This window comes from Polaromonas sp. P4_H1, assembly GCF_056400945.1.
On sequence record NZ_JBFUKG010000025.1, the window covers coordinates 37356 to 52835 of the forward strand.

At 62.3% G+C, this 15480-nt stretch carries 15 protein-coding genes, 1 tRNA gene and 1 pseudogene; 9 read left to right on the forward strand and 8 right to left on the reverse strand.

The annotated features are described in order from the left end of the window. Window positions 1–118: 118 nt before the first annotated feature. The 3 genes from AC1DS5_RS23675 to AC1DS5_RS23685 form a co-directional block, all read right to left on the reverse strand. Complete coding sequence (locus AC1DS5_RS23675) at window positions 119–349, reverse strand: hypothetical protein (RefSeq protein ID WP_477720699.1); 231 nt, start codon at window positions 347–349, stop codon at window positions 119–121. 214 nt (window positions 350–563) lie between these two features. Continuing rightward, the gene (locus AC1DS5_RS23680; protein ID WP_477720700.1) at window positions 564–737 is read right to left on the reverse strand and encodes a hypothetical protein; all 174 of its coding nucleotides are present in this window, start codon (window positions 735–737) and stop codon (window positions 564–566) included. Beyond that, window positions 734–1114 (reverse strand): hypothetical protein, encoded by a 381-nt coding sequence (locus AC1DS5_RS23685; protein ID WP_477720701.1) that lies wholly within the window; start codon window positions 1112–1114, stop codon window positions 734–736. Before AC1DS5_RS23685 ends, AC1DS5_RS23680 begins: the two co-directional genes overlap by 4 nt. A gap of 364 nt (window positions 1115–1478) precedes the next feature. Between AC1DS5_RS23685 and AC1DS5_RS23690 the strand changes: the two genes are divergently transcribed. Continuing rightward, window positions 1479–2099 (forward strand): DUF502 domain-containing protein, encoded by a 621-nt coding sequence (locus AC1DS5_RS23690; RefSeq protein ID WP_477720702.1) that lies wholly within the window; start codon window positions 1479–1481, stop codon window positions 2097–2099. Window positions 2100–2281: 182 nt separating this feature from the next. Next, on the forward strand, window positions 2282–3643 hold the full coding sequence (locus AC1DS5_RS23695; RefSeq protein ID WP_477720703.1) for a dicarboxylate/amino acid:cation symporter: 1362 nt from the start codon (window positions 2282–2284) through the stop codon (window positions 3641–3643). Window positions 3644–3732: 89 nt separating this feature from the next. Here the strand turns inward: AC1DS5_RS23695 and infA are convergent, their stop codons facing one another. From infA to AC1DS5_RS23715, 4 genes are all read right to left on the reverse strand, one after another. Next, window positions 3733–3990 (reverse strand): translation initiation factor IF-1, encoded by a 258-nt coding sequence (gene infA / locus AC1DS5_RS23700; protein WP_477720704.1) that lies wholly within the window; start codon window positions 3988–3990, stop codon window positions 3733–3735. 116 nt (window positions 3991–4106) lie between these two features. Continuing rightward, a complete protein-coding gene (locus AC1DS5_RS23705) occupies window positions 4107–4346 on the reverse strand; it encodes a hypothetical protein (protein ID WP_477720705.1) in 240 nt (79 codons plus the stop codon). A 384-nt stretch (window positions 4347–4730) separates the two neighbouring features. Then, complete coding sequence (locus tag AC1DS5_RS23710) at window positions 4731–5780, reverse strand: response regulator (protein ID WP_477720706.1); 1050 nt, start codon at window positions 5778–5780, stop codon at window positions 4731–4733. Beyond that, window positions 5764–9288, reverse strand: coding sequence for a hybrid sensor histidine kinase/response regulator (locus AC1DS5_RS23715; RefSeq protein WP_477720707.1), 3525 nt, complete (start codon window positions 9286–9288; stop codon window positions 5764–5766). The genes AC1DS5_RS23710 and AC1DS5_RS23715 overlap by 17 nt, the downstream gene beginning before the upstream one ends. 187 nt (window positions 9289–9475) lie before the next feature. On the opposite strand from AC1DS5_RS23715, the gene AC1DS5_RS23720 reads away from it, so the two are divergent. From AC1DS5_RS23720 to AC1DS5_RS23750, 7 genes are all read left to right on the forward strand, one after another. Continuing rightward, window positions 9476–9778 (forward strand): urease subunit gamma, encoded by a 303-nt coding sequence (locus AC1DS5_RS23720; protein WP_477720708.1) that lies wholly within the window; start codon window positions 9476–9478, stop codon window positions 9776–9778. Between the two features lie 317 nt (window positions 9779–10095). Then, entirely contained in the window at window positions 10096–10434 is a 339-nt protein-coding gene (locus tag AC1DS5_RS23725) for an urease subunit beta (RefSeq protein WP_477720709.1), read from the forward strand. Further along, window positions 10434–12155, forward strand: a complete 1722-nt coding sequence (gene ureC, locus AC1DS5_RS23730; RefSeq protein ID WP_477720710.1) for an urease subunit alpha — start codon at window positions 10434–10436, stop codon at window positions 12153–12155. Before AC1DS5_RS23725 ends, ureC begins: the two co-directional genes overlap by 1 nt. 118 nt (window positions 12156–12273) lie before the next feature. Beyond that, complete coding sequence (gene ureE, locus AC1DS5_RS23735) at window positions 12274–12948, forward strand: urease accessory protein UreE (protein ID WP_477720711.1); 675 nt, start codon at window positions 12274–12276, stop codon at window positions 12946–12948. Window positions 12949–12976: 28 nt separating this feature from the next. Next, entirely contained in the window at window positions 12977–13678 is a 702-nt protein-coding gene (locus AC1DS5_RS23740; RefSeq protein ID WP_477720712.1) for an urease accessory protein UreF, read from the forward strand. A gap of 80 nt (window positions 13679–13758) precedes the next feature. After that, window positions 13759–14415, forward strand: coding sequence for an urease accessory protein UreG (gene ureG, locus AC1DS5_RS23745; protein WP_477720713.1), 657 nt, complete (start codon window positions 13759–13761; stop codon window positions 14413–14415). A gap of 73 nt (window positions 14416–14488) precedes the next feature. Beyond that, window positions 14489–14578 (forward strand) — tRNA-Ser (locus AC1DS5_RS23750). A gap of 670 nt (window positions 14579–15248) precedes the next feature. Here the strand turns inward: AC1DS5_RS23750 and AC1DS5_RS23755 are convergent. Continuing rightward, window positions 15249–15480 (reverse strand): annotated as a pseudogene (locus tag AC1DS5_RS23755) (IS4 family transposase); the annotation flags it as partial.

A 15480-nucleotide genomic window follows, 5' to 3' on the forward strand; every position in this document is an offset into this window, starting at 1 on the left:
GCCATGTGGACAAACCTTTAACGACCTTGGCGCGTATGAACGCACCTCGGGCCGGCAGCGCGAAACGCGTTCTGCCGGCCCGGGAAGAACTCACACCCGCGTACGGGTTCGCCCAGGCTCAGTTGCGGTCAGCCTGGGCCGGACGCTCGGTTACGGCTGTCGACGGGCTTTCCGTAGTCATGCCCGAACTGGTACTTGGGCTGGGCTGGTTTTGCATGGTCTGGCTGGAGGTGTCGGCCGGTGTAGCCGGTTGCGTGCCAGGATCCGGTGTCTGGGCATAAGCCAGCCCGATGGCACCAACCACAGCAGCGGCGGCTACGGTAGAAGCCAGGGTTTTGGATGCTTTCATTTCTACTCCTTAAGCGTGCCCATTACAGGCACTGTGGTGGGTCGAAGGCTGGCCGTATTGCCAGCTGCCTTGAATTTACGCGTGATCACCTCCGGCGCAGCGTCGGTCCGATGCGAAGGGCCATGTAGGACAAGCGAGGTCACAAAATGCTACCCATGTGCCGACTCGCAAGCACCAGGACCTGCTCAAGGCGTCGCATCAGTCCAGCAGCTGGCTATTCGTTAGGGTTGTTGCCTTTGACGCCGTGCTCTGCCTTGAGGGCGAGCTGAACCTGCTCAAGCTGGTCCACGATCTGGTCGATGCGCAGAAAATCTTTCACAGGCTGCATCATCAGGGCCTGCAGATCGGCCCGCAAGCGGGCGTAGTCAGCCTCCAAGTCGGGTTTCATGCGAGCCTTCGTATGTGCGAGGTGAAGCCGCCATTGGTCACGGGCGGGGGCTTCAAGGGGTCGGCACGTTCAACAGGCCTCGGAGGCGGCGCAGAGGCTATGCGGATGAAGTTCACCACAGCGTCAGGCGCCGCACGCGGACCATACTGGAGGTCGGGGCCAACCAGGCGCTGCAACTCGCCATAGCCGGTAGCGAGTGCCGCGTCGTAGGCCGAAAACGTCCTGTTGGCGCTCCCTATGGATTTGAATACCGGAGGGTTGCCGTGGCCTTCCAGAATACGCCAGCGAAAATCCCCGGGGGCCGTTTCTTCGACGGTTAGGGCCAGCGAGCGCAACGGCGCGTTGAACTGCGCGCTGACCAGTTTGGACTGATTCATGGCTTGTTCCAGATCCAGGCGAATCCACAGCGATCCGCCTGAAAAATTATTTGAAAATTTTCCTCAAGACTCACCAATATTCACCGATGTTCACCAATGGAACCAGCAGGCATATGAAGATTGAAGATAAAGACGAACCGGTTCAACATCAGTCTAGGCAAATGCAAGCCGGCGCGGGCAGTGCTTCATACCCAGCCAATGTAGGACGGCGCCGATGACAGGGGACAGCGCTCGTGTCACGTGAAAAGCCGCGTCACGTGAAATGGTTATATTGGGACCCGGAGTTACACCATGCTGTCAACGTCATCTGCGGTGATGCCTTTGCCGGCTCCCCCGGCGGCCACGAACAAACACCCTCACTCCCATGAAAAGCCTCTACAAATATTTCTTTCGCGGCCTCATCACCGTTTTGCCGGTGGCCCTGACGCTGTACCTGCTCTATATCTTTCTGGCCTGGACAGAAACTGCGGCCCTCTGGATATTGCGTCCAGTGATAGGCGGCTTTTATGTGCCCGGCCTGGGCCTGGTGTTCGGCATTTTGATCATTCTGGTGATTGGCTTCCTGGTGTCCAAGCCCCGTGTGCGAAAGCTGCTGTCATTTGCCGAACTGCCATTTACCAACCTGCCGGTGGTGAAGAGCATTTACTCGTCGCTGAAAAGCTTTGCAGACTACTTTTCACCGGCCGGCAAGCAGGCGGAACAAAGCGTGGTGATCCTGCGCATGCCTGGTCACCCCCTGGAAATTGTGGGGCTGATCACGCGACGCAGTTTTGCCGATTTGCCCGCAGGCTTTTTGCCGGGTGAACGCGTCGCGGTGTATTTGCCCATGGGCTACATGATTGGCGGCTACACCGTGTTCGTGCCGACCGAGTGGGTGCAGCCCATTGACATGTCGGTGGAAGAAGCGATGCGGTCCTCGCTGATTGCCTGGATGGCACGGCCGACGCCCACCGCGCATCCCGGCGGCGCAGGCCCCGCGACCTGAGCCGGGACACCTTATCGCCTTTTACAGGGCCGCGCCCGGAGCGGCGGAGACCCATGAACGGCAACCCGCAGCTCTTGTGTGGCCCGGGTTTCCGGTGCCCCGAACCCGCCTTGCAATTTTTTCTCACAAGGCTATATTGAACACCCCGTCATAAACACCGCATCTGGCGATGCGCTCCGGCCATGACAACGACAATAACAGGCAGCAGCAAACCTCCACTGTACCGCTCCCTTTATTTTCAGGTGGTGTGCGCCGTGATCGCTGGCGTGGCCCTCGGGCATTTTTATCCTGCCCTCGGCGCCGAAATGAAACCCCTGGGCGATGGTTTCATCAAGCTGATCAAGATGATGATTGCCCCCATCATTTTCTGCACCGTGGTAGTCGGCATCGCGGGCATGGAAGACATGAAGAAAGTGGGCAAGACCGGTGGCCTGGCACTGCTCTACTTCGAAGTCGTCAGCACCTTTGCATTGATCATCGGGCTGGTGCTGGTGAATGTGTTCCAGCCCGGCGCGGGCATGAACGTCGATCCGTCCACGCTCGACACAAAATCCATCGCAGCGTACACCGGCCCGGGCAAGATGGTGGGCACCACCGACTTCCTGCTCAACGTCATACCAGCGACGCTGATCGATGCATTCGCCAAGGGCGAGATTTTGCAGGTGCTGCTGATTGCCGTGATGTTTGGCTTTGCCTTGCACCGCTTCGGCGGGCGCGGCACGCTGGTCTTCGACTTCATCGAAAAAACCTCGCACGTGCTCTTTACCATCGTCGGCTTCATCATGAAGCTGGCTCCCATAGGCGCCTTTGGCGCGATGGCTTTCACCATCGGAAAATACGGCGTCGGCACGCTGTTTTCACTCGGCAAACTGATGGGCGCGTTCTACCTGACCTGCCTGATCTTCATCTTTGTGGTGCTCGGCCTGATTGCGCGCCTGCACGGCTTCAGCATCTGGAAGTTCATCAAGTACATCAAGGAAGAGCTGCTGATCGTGCTGGGCACCTCGTCGTCGGAGTCGGTGTTGCCGCGCATGATGGAGAAAATGGAAAACCTGGGTGCCAAAAAAACCACCGTGGGCCTGGTGATTCCGACGGGTTATTCGTTCAACCTGGACGGCACATCCATCTACCTGACCATGGCGGCGGTGTTTATCGCGCAGGCGACCAACACGCCCATGACGCTCACCCAGGAGTTGACGCTGCTGGCCGTCTTGCTGCTGACGTCGAAGGGAGCAGCCGGCATTACCGGCAGTGGTTTCATCGTGCTGGCCGCCACCCTGTCTGCCGTGGGCACGGTTCCGGTGGCCGGGCTGGCGCTGATCCTGGGGATAGACCGGTTCATGTCGGAGGCGCGGGCGCTGACCAACCTGATCGGCAATGGCGTGGCCACGCTGGTGGTGGCCAAGTGGACGGGTGATCTGGACACCAGCCGGCTGAAAGCCGGCCTGGACAATGAGACCTGGATCGAGGCCCAGGAGCCTGAAGTCCTGCTGGACCAAAAAACGGAGCACATGGCGGGTTCGCGCGAGGCCGAAGCCATCTGACCGGCCGCGCTGCGGAAACGGTCATCCCTGAACGCGGGCCTTTCCCTGCTTTTCCTGCTTTGCGGGGTCTGCCTTTGCGCGGGCTTGGCTTAGCGCGCAGGCCGCTGGGCAGGGCCCGGTCCGCGGCCGGCAATGTGGCGGAAGGTGATGCGGCCCTTGCTCAGGTCGTAGGGCGACAACTCCAGCGACACCTGATCGCCGGCCAGGATGCGGATGTGGTTTTTGCGCATCTTGCCGGAGGTATAGGCCACCAGTTTGTGGCCATTGTCGAGCGTCACGCGGAAACGCGAATCGGGCAGCACTTCGTCCACCAGTCCATGCATTTCAATCAGTTCTTCTTTGGCCATGATGTAACTCCTTGAGAATTTGAAAAAAACCTGTTTGACTATCTGTCTGTCTTTTGGCTTGCTTGTTTAACGTTTATCTGGCTGTCCTGGCTGACCCCGACAGGGGCGGCCGGCAGTCAACAGCAAGCCGGCGATGAGCGCTCATGAATCCAGCGCAGGGCGTGCTCGGTGGCGTAATGCAGCGCGGCTGCCGCGCTGTCAAAAAGGCCGCTGAAACGCAGAACGCGGTCATGCGACGCGCTGCCGCGCCCGGAGCGGATGGAAACCGAAGCGGCGTAACGCCCTTCGCCCTGGTCTTTGGCGAGCGGCGAAACTAGGTATTTGCCCACCGCGATTTTGTTGTGATCAATGTTCATAAATGTCCTGGGCCGGGTTGCCAAGTCGTGGGTCCCGGCTTGTAAGTCGAAAAAATAAAGAGTAAACGGCTTGCGAACAAGCCGGCGGGTGTTCGGTTTCTGCCCGCCAGGCCCCTTGGAAAGGGCTGGGCTGGTTGAGCCTTTGAGGGGCACTGTTGGGGGAGTGCTCGCCAGGAAATGGAACAGTGCTGTGAAGGGTTCAGGGCTCTAGGGGCGCTGAACGCACTGTGAATTCGGGCTCTGGGAAGCGCCGTATTTGAGAAGGAAGCCTGTGGCAAAAGGCTTCGATGTAAAAATCTGGTGCTATACCGAAGCCGCTATTGTAACAGTCTGGCCCGCATCGCGCATCCCAGGCCCTTACCCAGCTTCACGCCCCGGCTTCATTCACGCCTCAAACTGCGGATGAAGCTGCCGGATGCGGTTCAGCGCCATGCCGGCGGCGGCCGTGCGGGTTTCCACGCCGAGCTTGGCGTACACATGCTCCAGATGCTTTTTGACAGTGGCCGGACTGGCACCCAGAATGCCGGCGATGTCGCGGTTGATCTTGCCCTTGATCACCCAGTAGAGCACCTCGGCCTCGCGGGCCGTGAGCTTGAAGCTCAGGCTCATGGCCTCGACCACCGCATCGTCGGAGATCTCGCGCATCACGATCAGCCAGTCGCCCGTGCCGTCACCGTCTGCCCCCGCATCGCCGGTGTGCCGGTGCAGCCGGAATGTCAGCCGGCGCGGCCCCTGTTCCACGGCCAGGCGCGGCGGCTCAAGCTCGCGCCCACCCCCCGCCTCGGCTTGGTGGCGACGCAGCCAGTTCAGCACCGGTTCGGGGGTCTGGGGCGCCGAGGTGCCGTAGTAACGCATCAATAGATCACGCGCCAGCGGAGTTTGCCAGATCAGCCTGCCGTCGCCCGGCCCGCCCATGCGCACCGTGATGCTGGCATAACCGAACGCATCCAGCGCATTGCGCGCCTGACCCGCCTGCCGGGCCTCCTGCCTGGCACGGCGAGCGCCCTGCAGGTGCACGCCCATGCGTGCCATGACCTCCTTGGGCTTGATCGGCTTGGTCACGTAATCAACGCCGCCCGCCTCCAGGGCCGCGACCAGATGCTCGGTCTCCGTCAACCCGGTCATGAAGATGATGGGAATGTGCGCGGTCTCGGCCATGGCTTTCAGGCGCTTGGCCACCTCGAAGCCGTCCATGCCGGGCATCATGGCGTCGAGCAACACGATGTCCGGCACGGCCTGCCGGGCCCGGTTCAGGGCGGCTTCGCCGCTGGTGGCGACCAGCACGGTGTAGCCCGACTCATCGAGCGCGTCGTGCAGCACCGAGAGGTTGTCAGGCACGTCGTCCACGATCAGCACCACATCGCTGTTGGCACGGTCCAGGGTGTGGTCCAGCTTGCGGTCCATAGCGCGGGTGGAGTCAAGCACGCTGTTCATGGGCGGCCTCCTGGTTGGTGAGCTGCCGGCCCATGGCTTCAAACTGGAACTGCCGCGCCAGCGCCCGCATGTCCTCGACGAAAGCGGCAGTAGCGGGTTGCTGCGCTTCAATCTCCGCCAGCTTGTTCATGATGCCGCGGTAAAACCCGAGCGTGACCACTTCGAGCAAGGCTGCCAGCTGCGGCGCATCGGGCAGGACGCGCGGCGGCTGCGCCGCCGGAGCAGGCAGGTAGGTACTGCCTGCCTGCGCCTCATAACACCAGCGCAAGCCGAGGCGCCGCTCCAGCCAGTCGATCAGCTCGGTGTGGCGCACCGGTTTCAGGATGAAATCCTCCGGCGGTATGCCGACATCGTTGTCCAGCCCCTTGTCGAACGCATTGGCCGACACGATCGCCAGGTGGGTGCCGGTGTGCCCGGCACTGCGCACGCGGCGCAGGGTTTCCCAGCCGTCGATGCCCGGCATGGCGAGGTCCATGAAAATAACATCCGGCTGGTAACCGGCGGCCAGCAGGTCCAGGCAATCATGGCCGCTGGCCGCGGTGCGCAGGTCAAAGCCCATGGGCTCGAGCAGCTGCACCAGCAATTCGCGATCGGGCTCCTCGTTGTCCACCACCAGCAGCTTGCGGCGCACCCCCTCGTAGCCGCGTGGCTGGCGCCTGGCCGGTGCGGCGAGCGTGCTTTTGCCGGCGCCGGCAGCCACATGCACTTCGGGCAGAAACAGCCGGACGCGGAACACCGACCCTTCACCCGGCGTGCTGAGCACCGTCATCTCGCCGCCCATCAGGTCGGTCAGCATTTTGGCGATGGTCAGGCCCAGGCCGGCGCCGGGTGTGCCTTCCGCACTGTGGCCGGCCGTGGCGCCGCGCGCGAAGGGCTCAAAAATCTGCGCCAGCTCCGCTTCGCTCATCCCCGGGCCGGTGTCTTCAATGTCGATATAGGCCATCTCGCGCGCATGGCGCAACCGGAAGATCACCTGTCCGTGGGCGGTGAACTTGATGGCATTGCCCAGCAGGTTGATGAGGATCTGGCGGACCCGCTTTTCATCGGCACGCACCAGTTCGGGCAGGTTGCCGGTGGTCTCAAACCGGAAGCCCAGGCCCTTGGCGGCAGCCTGCAACTCGAACATGCCCGCCATTTCATGCACGCAATCGGCAAACTGCATGGGCTTGACCGTGAGCGTGAGCTTGCCCGCCTCGATGCGGGCGATGTCCAGCGTGCCTTCAATCAGCGACAGCAGATGCTCGCCGCCGCGCCGGATCACATTGACCGCCTGCTTGCGGTGCGGCGGTATCGCGGCGTCTTCGCCCATCAGCTGGGCATAGCCCAAAATGCTGTTGAGCGGCGTGCGCAGCTCATGGCTGATGGCGCTGATGTAGCGGCTCTTGGCCTGGTTGGCCTGGTCGGCCGCGTGCCTGGCGTGCTCGGCATGCAGCTTGGCCTGTTGCAGGGCTTCATCGGTCTGGCGGTGCAGCTCGATCTCGCGCATCAGCAAATGCGTCTGCCGGTTGGACTCTTCCTGCGCGACCTGCCGGCTCTTGTGCGCCAGCACCAGCCACCAGGCGACCAGCCCGGCGATGACCAGCAGCGCCATGTAGGCCTTCAAAAAACCCGAGCGCAGGGCCGACCCGGACAGCATGAAGTCGCCGAGTGCCCCCATCTCCTGGTGGTAGAGCAGCCCGAACACGCTGGCCAGCAGCGGCACGATGATCAGCATCAGCAGCAGGAAGTGGCCCAGCCCGGTGTCAAGATAAGGCCAGATGCGGTGCGGCAGCAGCCAGCGCAGGGCCGCCGACCACTGCGCCGACAGGCTTGCCTGCGGCTTGCACAAATCGCCGCAGCGCGCGTCCAGGGTGCAGCACAGCGAGCAGATGGGGCCCTGGTAGGCCGGGCAATGCGCCATGTCGGGGCCTTCATAGGCGCGTTCGCAGATCACGCATTGCTGCGTGGCATAGCGCTGGTACGACGCGTCGGCCTCCGACACTCCCGAACTGCGGGCAATGTAGTAGCGGCCCCTGGTCGCCCAGGCAATCAGCGGCGCCGTCACAAAGGCGGTCCCCATGGCGATCACCGCCGAAAAAGCCCGCGCCAGTTCGCCATACAGCCCAAGGTAGGCCGCCACGGACAGCAGGGAAGCCAGGGCCATGGCGCCCACACCCACCGGGTTGATGTCGTAGAGGTGCGCACGCTTGAATTCGATGCCCCGCGGCGACAGGCCCAGTGGCTTGTTGATGACCAGGTCGGCCACCACGGCCATCACCCAGGCAATGGCAATGTTGGAATACAGGCCCAGCACGTCGCCTAGCGCCTGGAACACATTCATCTCCATCAGCATGAAGGCAATCAGCGTGTTGAACACCACCCACACCACGCGACCGGGGTGGCTGTGCGTCAGGCGCGAGAAGAAGTTGGACCACGCCAGCGAGCCGGCATAGGCGTTGGTGACATTGATCTTGAGCTGCGAGATCACCACGAACAATGCCGTGGCCGCCACCGCCAGACCATAGTCGGGAAACACATATTCATACGCCGCCAGGTACATCTGGTTGGGGTCGACCGCGCGGTCTGGCGGCACCATGTTGGTGATGGCCAGGTAAGCCAGCAGGGCGCCGCCCAGCATCTTGATCACCCCCAGAATCACCCAGCCGGGCCCGCCGACGAGCACCCCGCCCCACCAGCGCCAGCGATTGGCCCGGGTCTGCACCGGCATGAAGCGCAGGTAGTCTGCCTGCTCGCCCATTTGCGTGATCAGCGCAATGCCCACCGTCAACGCAGCACCAAATAAGTGCAAATTGAACTCACTGCCGCCCCCTCTATCACCACCGTAGTGCAGCACCCCTGAAAAAGCACCAGGATTGCGCAGCAATACGTAGATGAAGGGGACCACGAGCATCACGATCCACAAAGGTTGCGTCCAGACCTGCAGGCGGCTGATGGCCGACACCCCGTGGGTGACCAGCGGAATCACGACCAGCGCACAGATCAGGTAACCCCAACTGGGGGGGATGCCCAAGGCCAGGTCCAGCGCGTAGGCCATGACGGCCGCCTCGAGCGCGAAGAAAATGAAGGTGAATGACGCGTAGATCAGCGAGGTGAGCGTGGAGCCGATATAGCCAAAACCCGCACCGCGGGTCAGCAAATCCATGTCAACCCCGTAGCGTGCGGCGTAAATGCTGATGGGCAGCCCCGCCAGAAAAATAATCAGCCCGGTGGCCACAATCGCCCAGAAGGCATTGGTGAAGCCGTATTTCACCAGCAGGGTGGCCCCCACGGCTTCCAGAATCAGGAAGGAGGCCGCGCCAAACGCCGTGTTGGCGACCCGGAACTCCGACCACTTGCGAAAACGCTGGGGGGTAAAGCGCAGCGCATAGTCCTCCATGGTCTCGCTGGCGACCCAGCTGTTGTAGTCGCGCCGGACCTTGATGATGCGCTGCACCGCCACCTCGGGCCTGGCGCACGCGTCCGGCGATGCCGGGGGCGCATCGGGTCGGGCTGGCAGCGGCGAAGGCATGACCGGGGCGTCCATGGGGGGTGGCGGCGAAGTGGTGACCTGTATTCAGTGCAGGTTCTGTGCCATGGAGCCGGGGGCCTCCGGACCGCCCTTGGTCTGCCCACCCTCTTGTGGCACGATGCTTGTGGCACCATTCTTGCACCCCGACTCACCTCAACAAGCAGGCAGCCAGCCCCGAGAGAGCCCCATGGAATTGACCCCCCGAGAAAAAGACAAGCTGCTCATTTTTACCGCGGCCCTGCTGGCCGAGAGGCGCCGCGCCCGCGGCCTCAAGCTCAACTACCCGGAAGCCGTCGCACTGATCAGCGCGGCCGTGATGGAAGGCGCACGCGACGGCAAAACCGTGGCCCAGCTCATGAGCGAAGGCCGCACCATCCTCGGCCGGGCCGATGTGATGGACGGCATCGCCGAGATGATTCCCGACATCCAGGTGGAAGCCACCTTCCCCGACGGCACCAAGCTCGTGACCGTGCACCAGCCCATTGTTTGAGCGGGCCGCGCCGCTTTTATCACGCACCCCTCCACCCTGCCTCACCCCGCCCATCACCTCCCCGCCGCCCCCTTCACCTACCTTCGATTGCTCATCATGAAAACTCCCAACGCTCTCAAAAAAACAGCTGTTTTCCCAATGATCATGTGGGCTGGTGCCGCATGGGCCCATGAAGGACATGGCATGGACGCCACCATGGGCGCCACCCACTGGCACGCCACCGACACCTGGGGGTTTCTGGCGGTGGCCGCGCTGACGGCGCTGGCCATCTGGATGTCCCGTGGCGGCAAATAAGCAAAACAACCATTGAGGCAGCCATGACACCCGGCGAACTGTTTACCGACGGCCCCGACCACATCCTCAATGTCGGGCGGCGCACGCTGACACTGGTCGTGCAAAACACCGCGGACCGTCCCATCCAGGTGGGTTCGCACTACCACTTTGCCGAAACCAATGCCGCACTGGGCTTTGACCGCGAGGCGGCGCGCGGCATGCGGCTGAATATTGCCTCCGGTACGGCCGTGCGCTTTGAGCCGGGCCAGCAGCGCACGGTGGAGCTGGTGGACTATGCGGGCGAGCGGAAGGTGTTTGGCTTCCGGGGCCTGGTACAGGGTGGCCTGGACGAATTCGGGCAGAGTCAAAAGGGAACGACGTAATGGCAACCATTGGCAGACGCGCCTATGCGGAAATGTTTGGCCCCACCGCGGGTGACCGCCTGCGGCTGGCCGACACCGACCTGGTGGTGGAGGTGGAAGCCGACTACACGCTGCTGCGCGCCGGCAGCTACGGCGAAGAAGTGAAATTCGGCGGCGGCAAGACCATTCGCGATGGCATGGCGCAGTCGCAAAAAACCCGCGCCGAGGGGGCGATGGACACGGTGATGACCAACGCCCTCATCATCGACCACTGGGGCATCGTCAAGGCCGACATCGGCCTCAAAGGCGGCCGCATCGCCGCCATTGGCAAGGCCGGCAACCCCGACACCCAACCCGGCGTGGACATGATCATTGGCCCCGGTACCGAGATCATCAGCTGCGAAGGCATGATCGTCACCGCCGGCGGCATCGACTCGCACATCCACTTCATTTGCCCGCAGCAGATTGAAGAAGCCCTCACCTCGGGCGTGACGACCATGCTGGGCGGCGGCACCGGCCCGGCCACCGGTACGTTTGCCACCACCTGCACACCCGGTCCCTGGAACATCGAGCGCATGCTGCAGGCGGCAGACGCCTTCCCGATGAACCTGGGCTTTCTGGGCAAGGGCAACGCCAGCCTGCCCGCTGCGCTGCACGAGCAGATCAACGCCGGCGTGATTGGCCTGAAGCTGCATGAAGACTGGGGCACCACGCCGGCCGCCATCAGCAACTGCCTGGATGTGGCGGAGGAAACCGACACGCAGGTGGCGATTCACAGCGACACGCTCAATGAATCGGGCTTTGTCGAAAACACGATTGCCGCCACCAAAGGCCGCACCCTCTGCGCCTTTCATACCGAAGGCGCCGGCGGCGGCCATGCGCCCGATATTTTGCGGGTGGTGGGCGAGCAGAACTTTTTGCCGTCTTCCACCAACCCGACCATGCCCTACACGGTCAATACGCTGGACGAGCATGTCGACATGCTGATGGTGTGCCACCACCTCGACGCGGGCATTGCCGAAGACCTGGCCTTTGCCGAAAGCCGCATCCGCAAGGAAACCATCGCGGCGGAAGACATCCTGCATGACCTGGGCGCGATCAGCATGTTCAGCTCCGACAGCCAGGCCATGGGCCGGGTCGGCGAGGTCATCATCCGCACCTGGCAGACCGCGCACAAGATGAAGCAGCAGCGCGGCAAACTGCCCGGCGACAGCGACCGGCACGACAACTTCCGCGCCAAGCGCTACATCAGCAAATACACCATCAACCCGGCGATTGCCCACGGCATCTCGCACGAAGTCGGCTCGGTCGAAGTCGGCAAATGGGCCGACCTGGTGGTATGGAAGCCGGCGTTTTTCGGCATCAAGCCGTCCGTCATCCTCAAGGGCGGCTTCATCGCGATGGCAGCGATGGGCGACCCGAATGCGTCGATACCCACGCCGCAGCCCGTGCATTACCGTCCCATGTTTGGCGGTTTCGGCGGCGCCATTGCCAGGGGCTCCCTCACATTTGTCTCGCAGGCCGGGATGAATGCCGGCATCAAGGACCGTTTCGGCCTCGCCAAGACGCTCAGCGCCGTCAAGAACATCCGCGGGGTGCGCAAGCAGCACATGGTCCACAACGACTATGCGCCCACAATGGAAGTCGATGCCCAGACCTACCTGGTGCGTGCCGACGGTCAGCTGCTGACCTGTGAGCCGGCCAGCAGCCTGCCGATGACGCAGCGTTATTTCCTGTTCTGAAGAACGCTGAAGAACGATTCTCGGCCGCCAGAACCAGCCCATGGTGTGGCGGGCTGCGTCCAACCCTTGTTTACGCAGGGCTTGCCGCGCTGGCATACTCGTTTTTTTAAGGTTAAACGTGATCCAGGTTTCCAAAGTCATTCCACAGGGCGCGGGTCTCGCGCCCGTTCTCGTCAAACGCGCATCGACCGTCGAACTCGACTGGGACGTGCGCCAGAAAAGCCGCTTCGACGCGACCGATTCGCTGGGCCGCCCGCTCGGCGTTTTTTTGCCGCGCGGCACCCTGGTGCGTGGCGGCGATGTGCTGGTCGCCGAAGATGGTTCGATGGTCAGGGTCATTGCCTCGCCGCAGCCGGTGCTGCGCATCACGGCGTGCAGCGCACACGGCTCGCCGTTTGACCTGACCCGCGCGGCCTACCACCTCGGCAACCGCCATGTGCCCATCGAACTCAAGCCCGATCACCTCAAGATCGAGCCCGACCATGTGCTCGCCGACATGCTGCGCGCCATGCATTTGATCGTCAATGAAGTCGAGGAAGCATTTGAGCCGGAGGGCGGGGCTTACAGCGCCGGGGGCCATGGCCATAGCCATGATCACGGCGGCCACGACCACGACCACGACCACGGCGAGCATGACCATAGCGCCCATGACCATGCGCCGGCCACACCGGTCAAAGCGGCAACGCCCGCTGCCCATGTGCACGGGCCCGACTGCAACCACGGCCACGATCATACGCACGAGGCCAAGCCGGCCACGATACAGATCCACAAACGCCGGCCCGCAAACCCCTAAATCCTCTGATCCATTAAACCCCGTGGACATGCCAGCCTCCCCCGCAGCGCAACTGCCGGCAGCCAGCCTGCTGCAGCTGATCTGGCTGGCCTCGCCCGCCCTGCCGGTCGGCGGCTTCTCCTACTCCGAAGGCCTGGAAACAGCGGTGGAGCGAGCCGGTGTCACGACCGAAGCCCTGGCCGGTGATTGGCTCCGGGACCAATTGCACCTGAGCCTCGCACGCGGCGACCTCGCCGTCATCGCGCAGGCGATTCCGGCCTGGCGATCGGGCGATGTGGTGCGCATTCGTGAGCTCAATGACTGGGTTCTGCAAACCCGCGAGACCAGCGAAATGCGGGCCCAGGCCGAGCAGATGGGCAGGTCGCTGCTCGACTGGTTGCGCAACCATGACGGCGCCAATGCGCAACACATAGCAGCCTGCGCACAGATGCAGCCGACCTACCCCGTCGCATTTGCGCTGGCCGCGTCGCAAACGGCCGCGGGCGTGCGCGACTGCCTGCTGGCTTATGCCTTTGGCTGGGCGGAGAACATGATGCAGGCCGCGCTCAAGTCCGTGCCCCTGGGCCAGAGCGCGGGCCAGCGCATGCTCGCGCGCCTGGCCAGCGACATCCCCGCCGCCGTCGAGGCCGCGATCCTGCTGCCTGATCACGAGCGACAGGCGTTTTCGCCCATGCTTGCCATTCTTTCTTCCCAGCACGAAACCCAGTATTCGCGGCTGTTCCGCTCCTGAATGTCCCGAACGCCCTGAACCTGAACGTCCTGAACGTCCTGAACGTCCTGAACGCCAACGTATCCAACCAGAGTAAACCCATGAGCTTGCACCACATCGCCAACCGCACCAAAAAACTGCCGCCCCTGCGCGTCGGCATAGGCGGGCCTGTCGGCTCCGGTAAAACCACACTGCTTGAAATGCTGTGCAAGGCCATGAAGAACAAGTACGACCTGGTGGCCATCACCAACGACATCTACACCAAGGAAGACCAGCGCCTGCTGACCGTGAGCGGTGCGCTGGCCGCCGAGCGCATCATGGGCGTGGAAACGGGCGGCTGCCCGCACACGGCCATACGCGAAGACGCGTCCATCAACCTGGAAGCCATTGACCGCATGCTGGTGGACTTTCCCGACGCCGATGTGGTGTTCGTCGAGTCGGGCGGCGACAATCTGGCCGCCACCTTCAGCCCGGAACTGAGCGACCTGACCATCTACGTGATCGACGTCGCCGCCGGCGAAAAAATCCCGCGCAAAGGCGGCCCCGGCATCACCAAAAGCGATTTGTTCGTCATCAACAAAACCGACCTCGCCCCCTACGTGGGCGCCGACCTGGGCGTGATGGAAGCCGACACCATACGCATGCGCACCACACCAAAAGGCCTGAAACCCTTCGTGATGACCAACCTCAAGACCAACGCGGGCCTGGCCGAAGTGATCGCGTTCATCGAAACCAAAGGCATGCTGCAGGCCGGCTGAGCGGCAGATACCTCAGCCCAGTCTTTTGGGTTTATTCGAGTCCATCTCAAGCCTGGGTTAAAATTACCGGTCCGGAAGCTTGGCAGAGCGGTTGAATGCAGCAGTCTTGAAAACTGCCGAGGATGCGAGTCCTCCGTGAGTTCGAATCTCACAGCTTCCGCCAATAACCGCATGAACAGGGCCTTCGGGCCCTTTTTCTTTTCCCCGTCATCTCGTCCATCAACGTCGATGCGACATCATGAGTTGATGTGCGACTCCTGTTTCGTTGCGGAGCGCTTCAGGCTCTGCTCTTGATAGCTGCATCATGGCCAGCGGCGACCTTGTCAGTCAGTCGGTTCTCGAAAGAACTTCTGATACCGAAATTGAAGCACAAGGAATGCCCAAAAAGCCTCCCGCTCGCTGGGCGGCAGCGTAGTCTCCGGAATCCTCATTGGCGGCAGGAAGTACTTTGACACCTTCGCTGCTGATTTTTCCGCGGCATGGACCGGCGAAGACAAGGATGAAATTCACAATTCGTTCGCTGCGTACGACGATATTTACGACCTAGCAAAGCGAAAGCAACTGCCGATGCCGCCGCAATACATACATTTGCAAAATGCGAGGATTCAGTTCCTAAACGGCAGCATGCCTACCAATGGAGGTGTTCTTTGGCGCGGCAAGATCAATGCCGTTTCTGGCTTTCATCTGGGGGTGCTGGCGTACGGTGGCAACAAATCATTCATGCCCAAGCCGCTTTGCGAGGCGGCTTAATTTGTCAGGTGCTACAGGGCCCATTCGATCAAGCTCTAGTGCTTTTTCCACCGCGCCTCTGCGGCGCTTAATACGAATGGCACTTACTTTGGCTCATAGGCATGACCATGCCTCTGGACGTGTCGGCGAGCCTGGTCGCGGGGCACCTTCAACCAGGGGTAGGGTTTGGGCCTTCGTTTTCGCATTCGCGGCTCGATGCGTCCGGGTCGATGGCCGACCCTGCATTGTGCGATCAACGTGAATAGCCGCCCGCAATCCTTCGTGGCCGAGAGGCCTCGCGAGACCCACTCTGTCCACAGTTGCACCGTGTGCTTG

Excerpts from the sequence above, each read along its gene's own strand:
- AC1DS5_RS23675 (WP_477720699.1), bottom strand. The coding sequence starts at position 349 with ATGAAAGCATCCAAAACCCTGGCTTCTACCGTAGCCGCCGCTGCTGTG.
- AC1DS5_RS23680 (WP_477720700.1), bottom strand. The coding sequence starts at position 737 with ATGAAACCCGACTTGGAGGCTGACTACGCCCGCTTGCGGGCCGATCTG.
- AC1DS5_RS23685 (WP_477720701.1), bottom strand. The coding sequence starts at position 1,114 with ATGAATCAGTCCAAACTGGTCAGCGCGCAGTTCAACGCGCCGTTGCGC.
- AC1DS5_RS23690 (WP_477720702.1), top strand. The coding sequence starts at position 1,479 with ATGAAAAGCCTCTACAAATATTTCTTTCGCGGCCTCATCACCGTTTTG.
- AC1DS5_RS23695 (WP_477720703.1), top strand. The coding sequence starts at position 2,282 with ATGACAACGACAATAACAGGCAGCAGCAAACCTCCACTGTACCGCTCC.
- infA (WP_477720704.1), bottom strand. The coding sequence starts at position 3,990 with ATGGCCAAAGAAGAACTGATTGAAATGCATGGACTGGTGGACGAAGTG.
- AC1DS5_RS23705 (WP_477720705.1), bottom strand. The coding sequence starts at position 4,346 with ATGAACATTGATCACAACAAAATCGCGGTGGGCAAATACCTAGTTTCG.
- AC1DS5_RS23710 (WP_477720706.1), bottom strand. The coding sequence starts at position 5,780 with ATGAACAGCGTGCTTGACTCCACCCGCGCTATGGACCGCAAGCTGGAC.
- AC1DS5_RS23715 (WP_477720707.1), bottom strand. The coding sequence starts at position 9,288 with ATGCCTTCGCCGCTGCCAGCCCGACCCGATGCGCCCCCGGCATCGCCG.
- AC1DS5_RS23720 (WP_477720708.1), top strand. The coding sequence starts at position 9,476 with ATGGAATTGACCCCCCGAGAAAAAGACAAGCTGCTCATTTTTACCGCG.
- AC1DS5_RS23725 (WP_477720709.1), top strand. The coding sequence starts at position 10,096 with ATGACACCCGGCGAACTGTTTACCGACGGCCCCGACCACATCCTCAAT.
- ureC (WP_477720710.1), top strand. The coding sequence starts at position 10,434 with ATGGCAACCATTGGCAGACGCGCCTATGCGGAAATGTTTGGCCCCACC.
- AC1DS5_RS23740 (WP_477720712.1), top strand. The coding sequence starts at position 12,977 with ATGCCAGCCTCCCCCGCAGCGCAACTGCCGGCAGCCAGCCTGCTGCAG.
- ureG (WP_477720713.1), top strand. The coding sequence starts at position 13,759 with ATGAGCTTGCACCACATCGCCAACCGCACCAAAAAACTGCCGCCCCTG.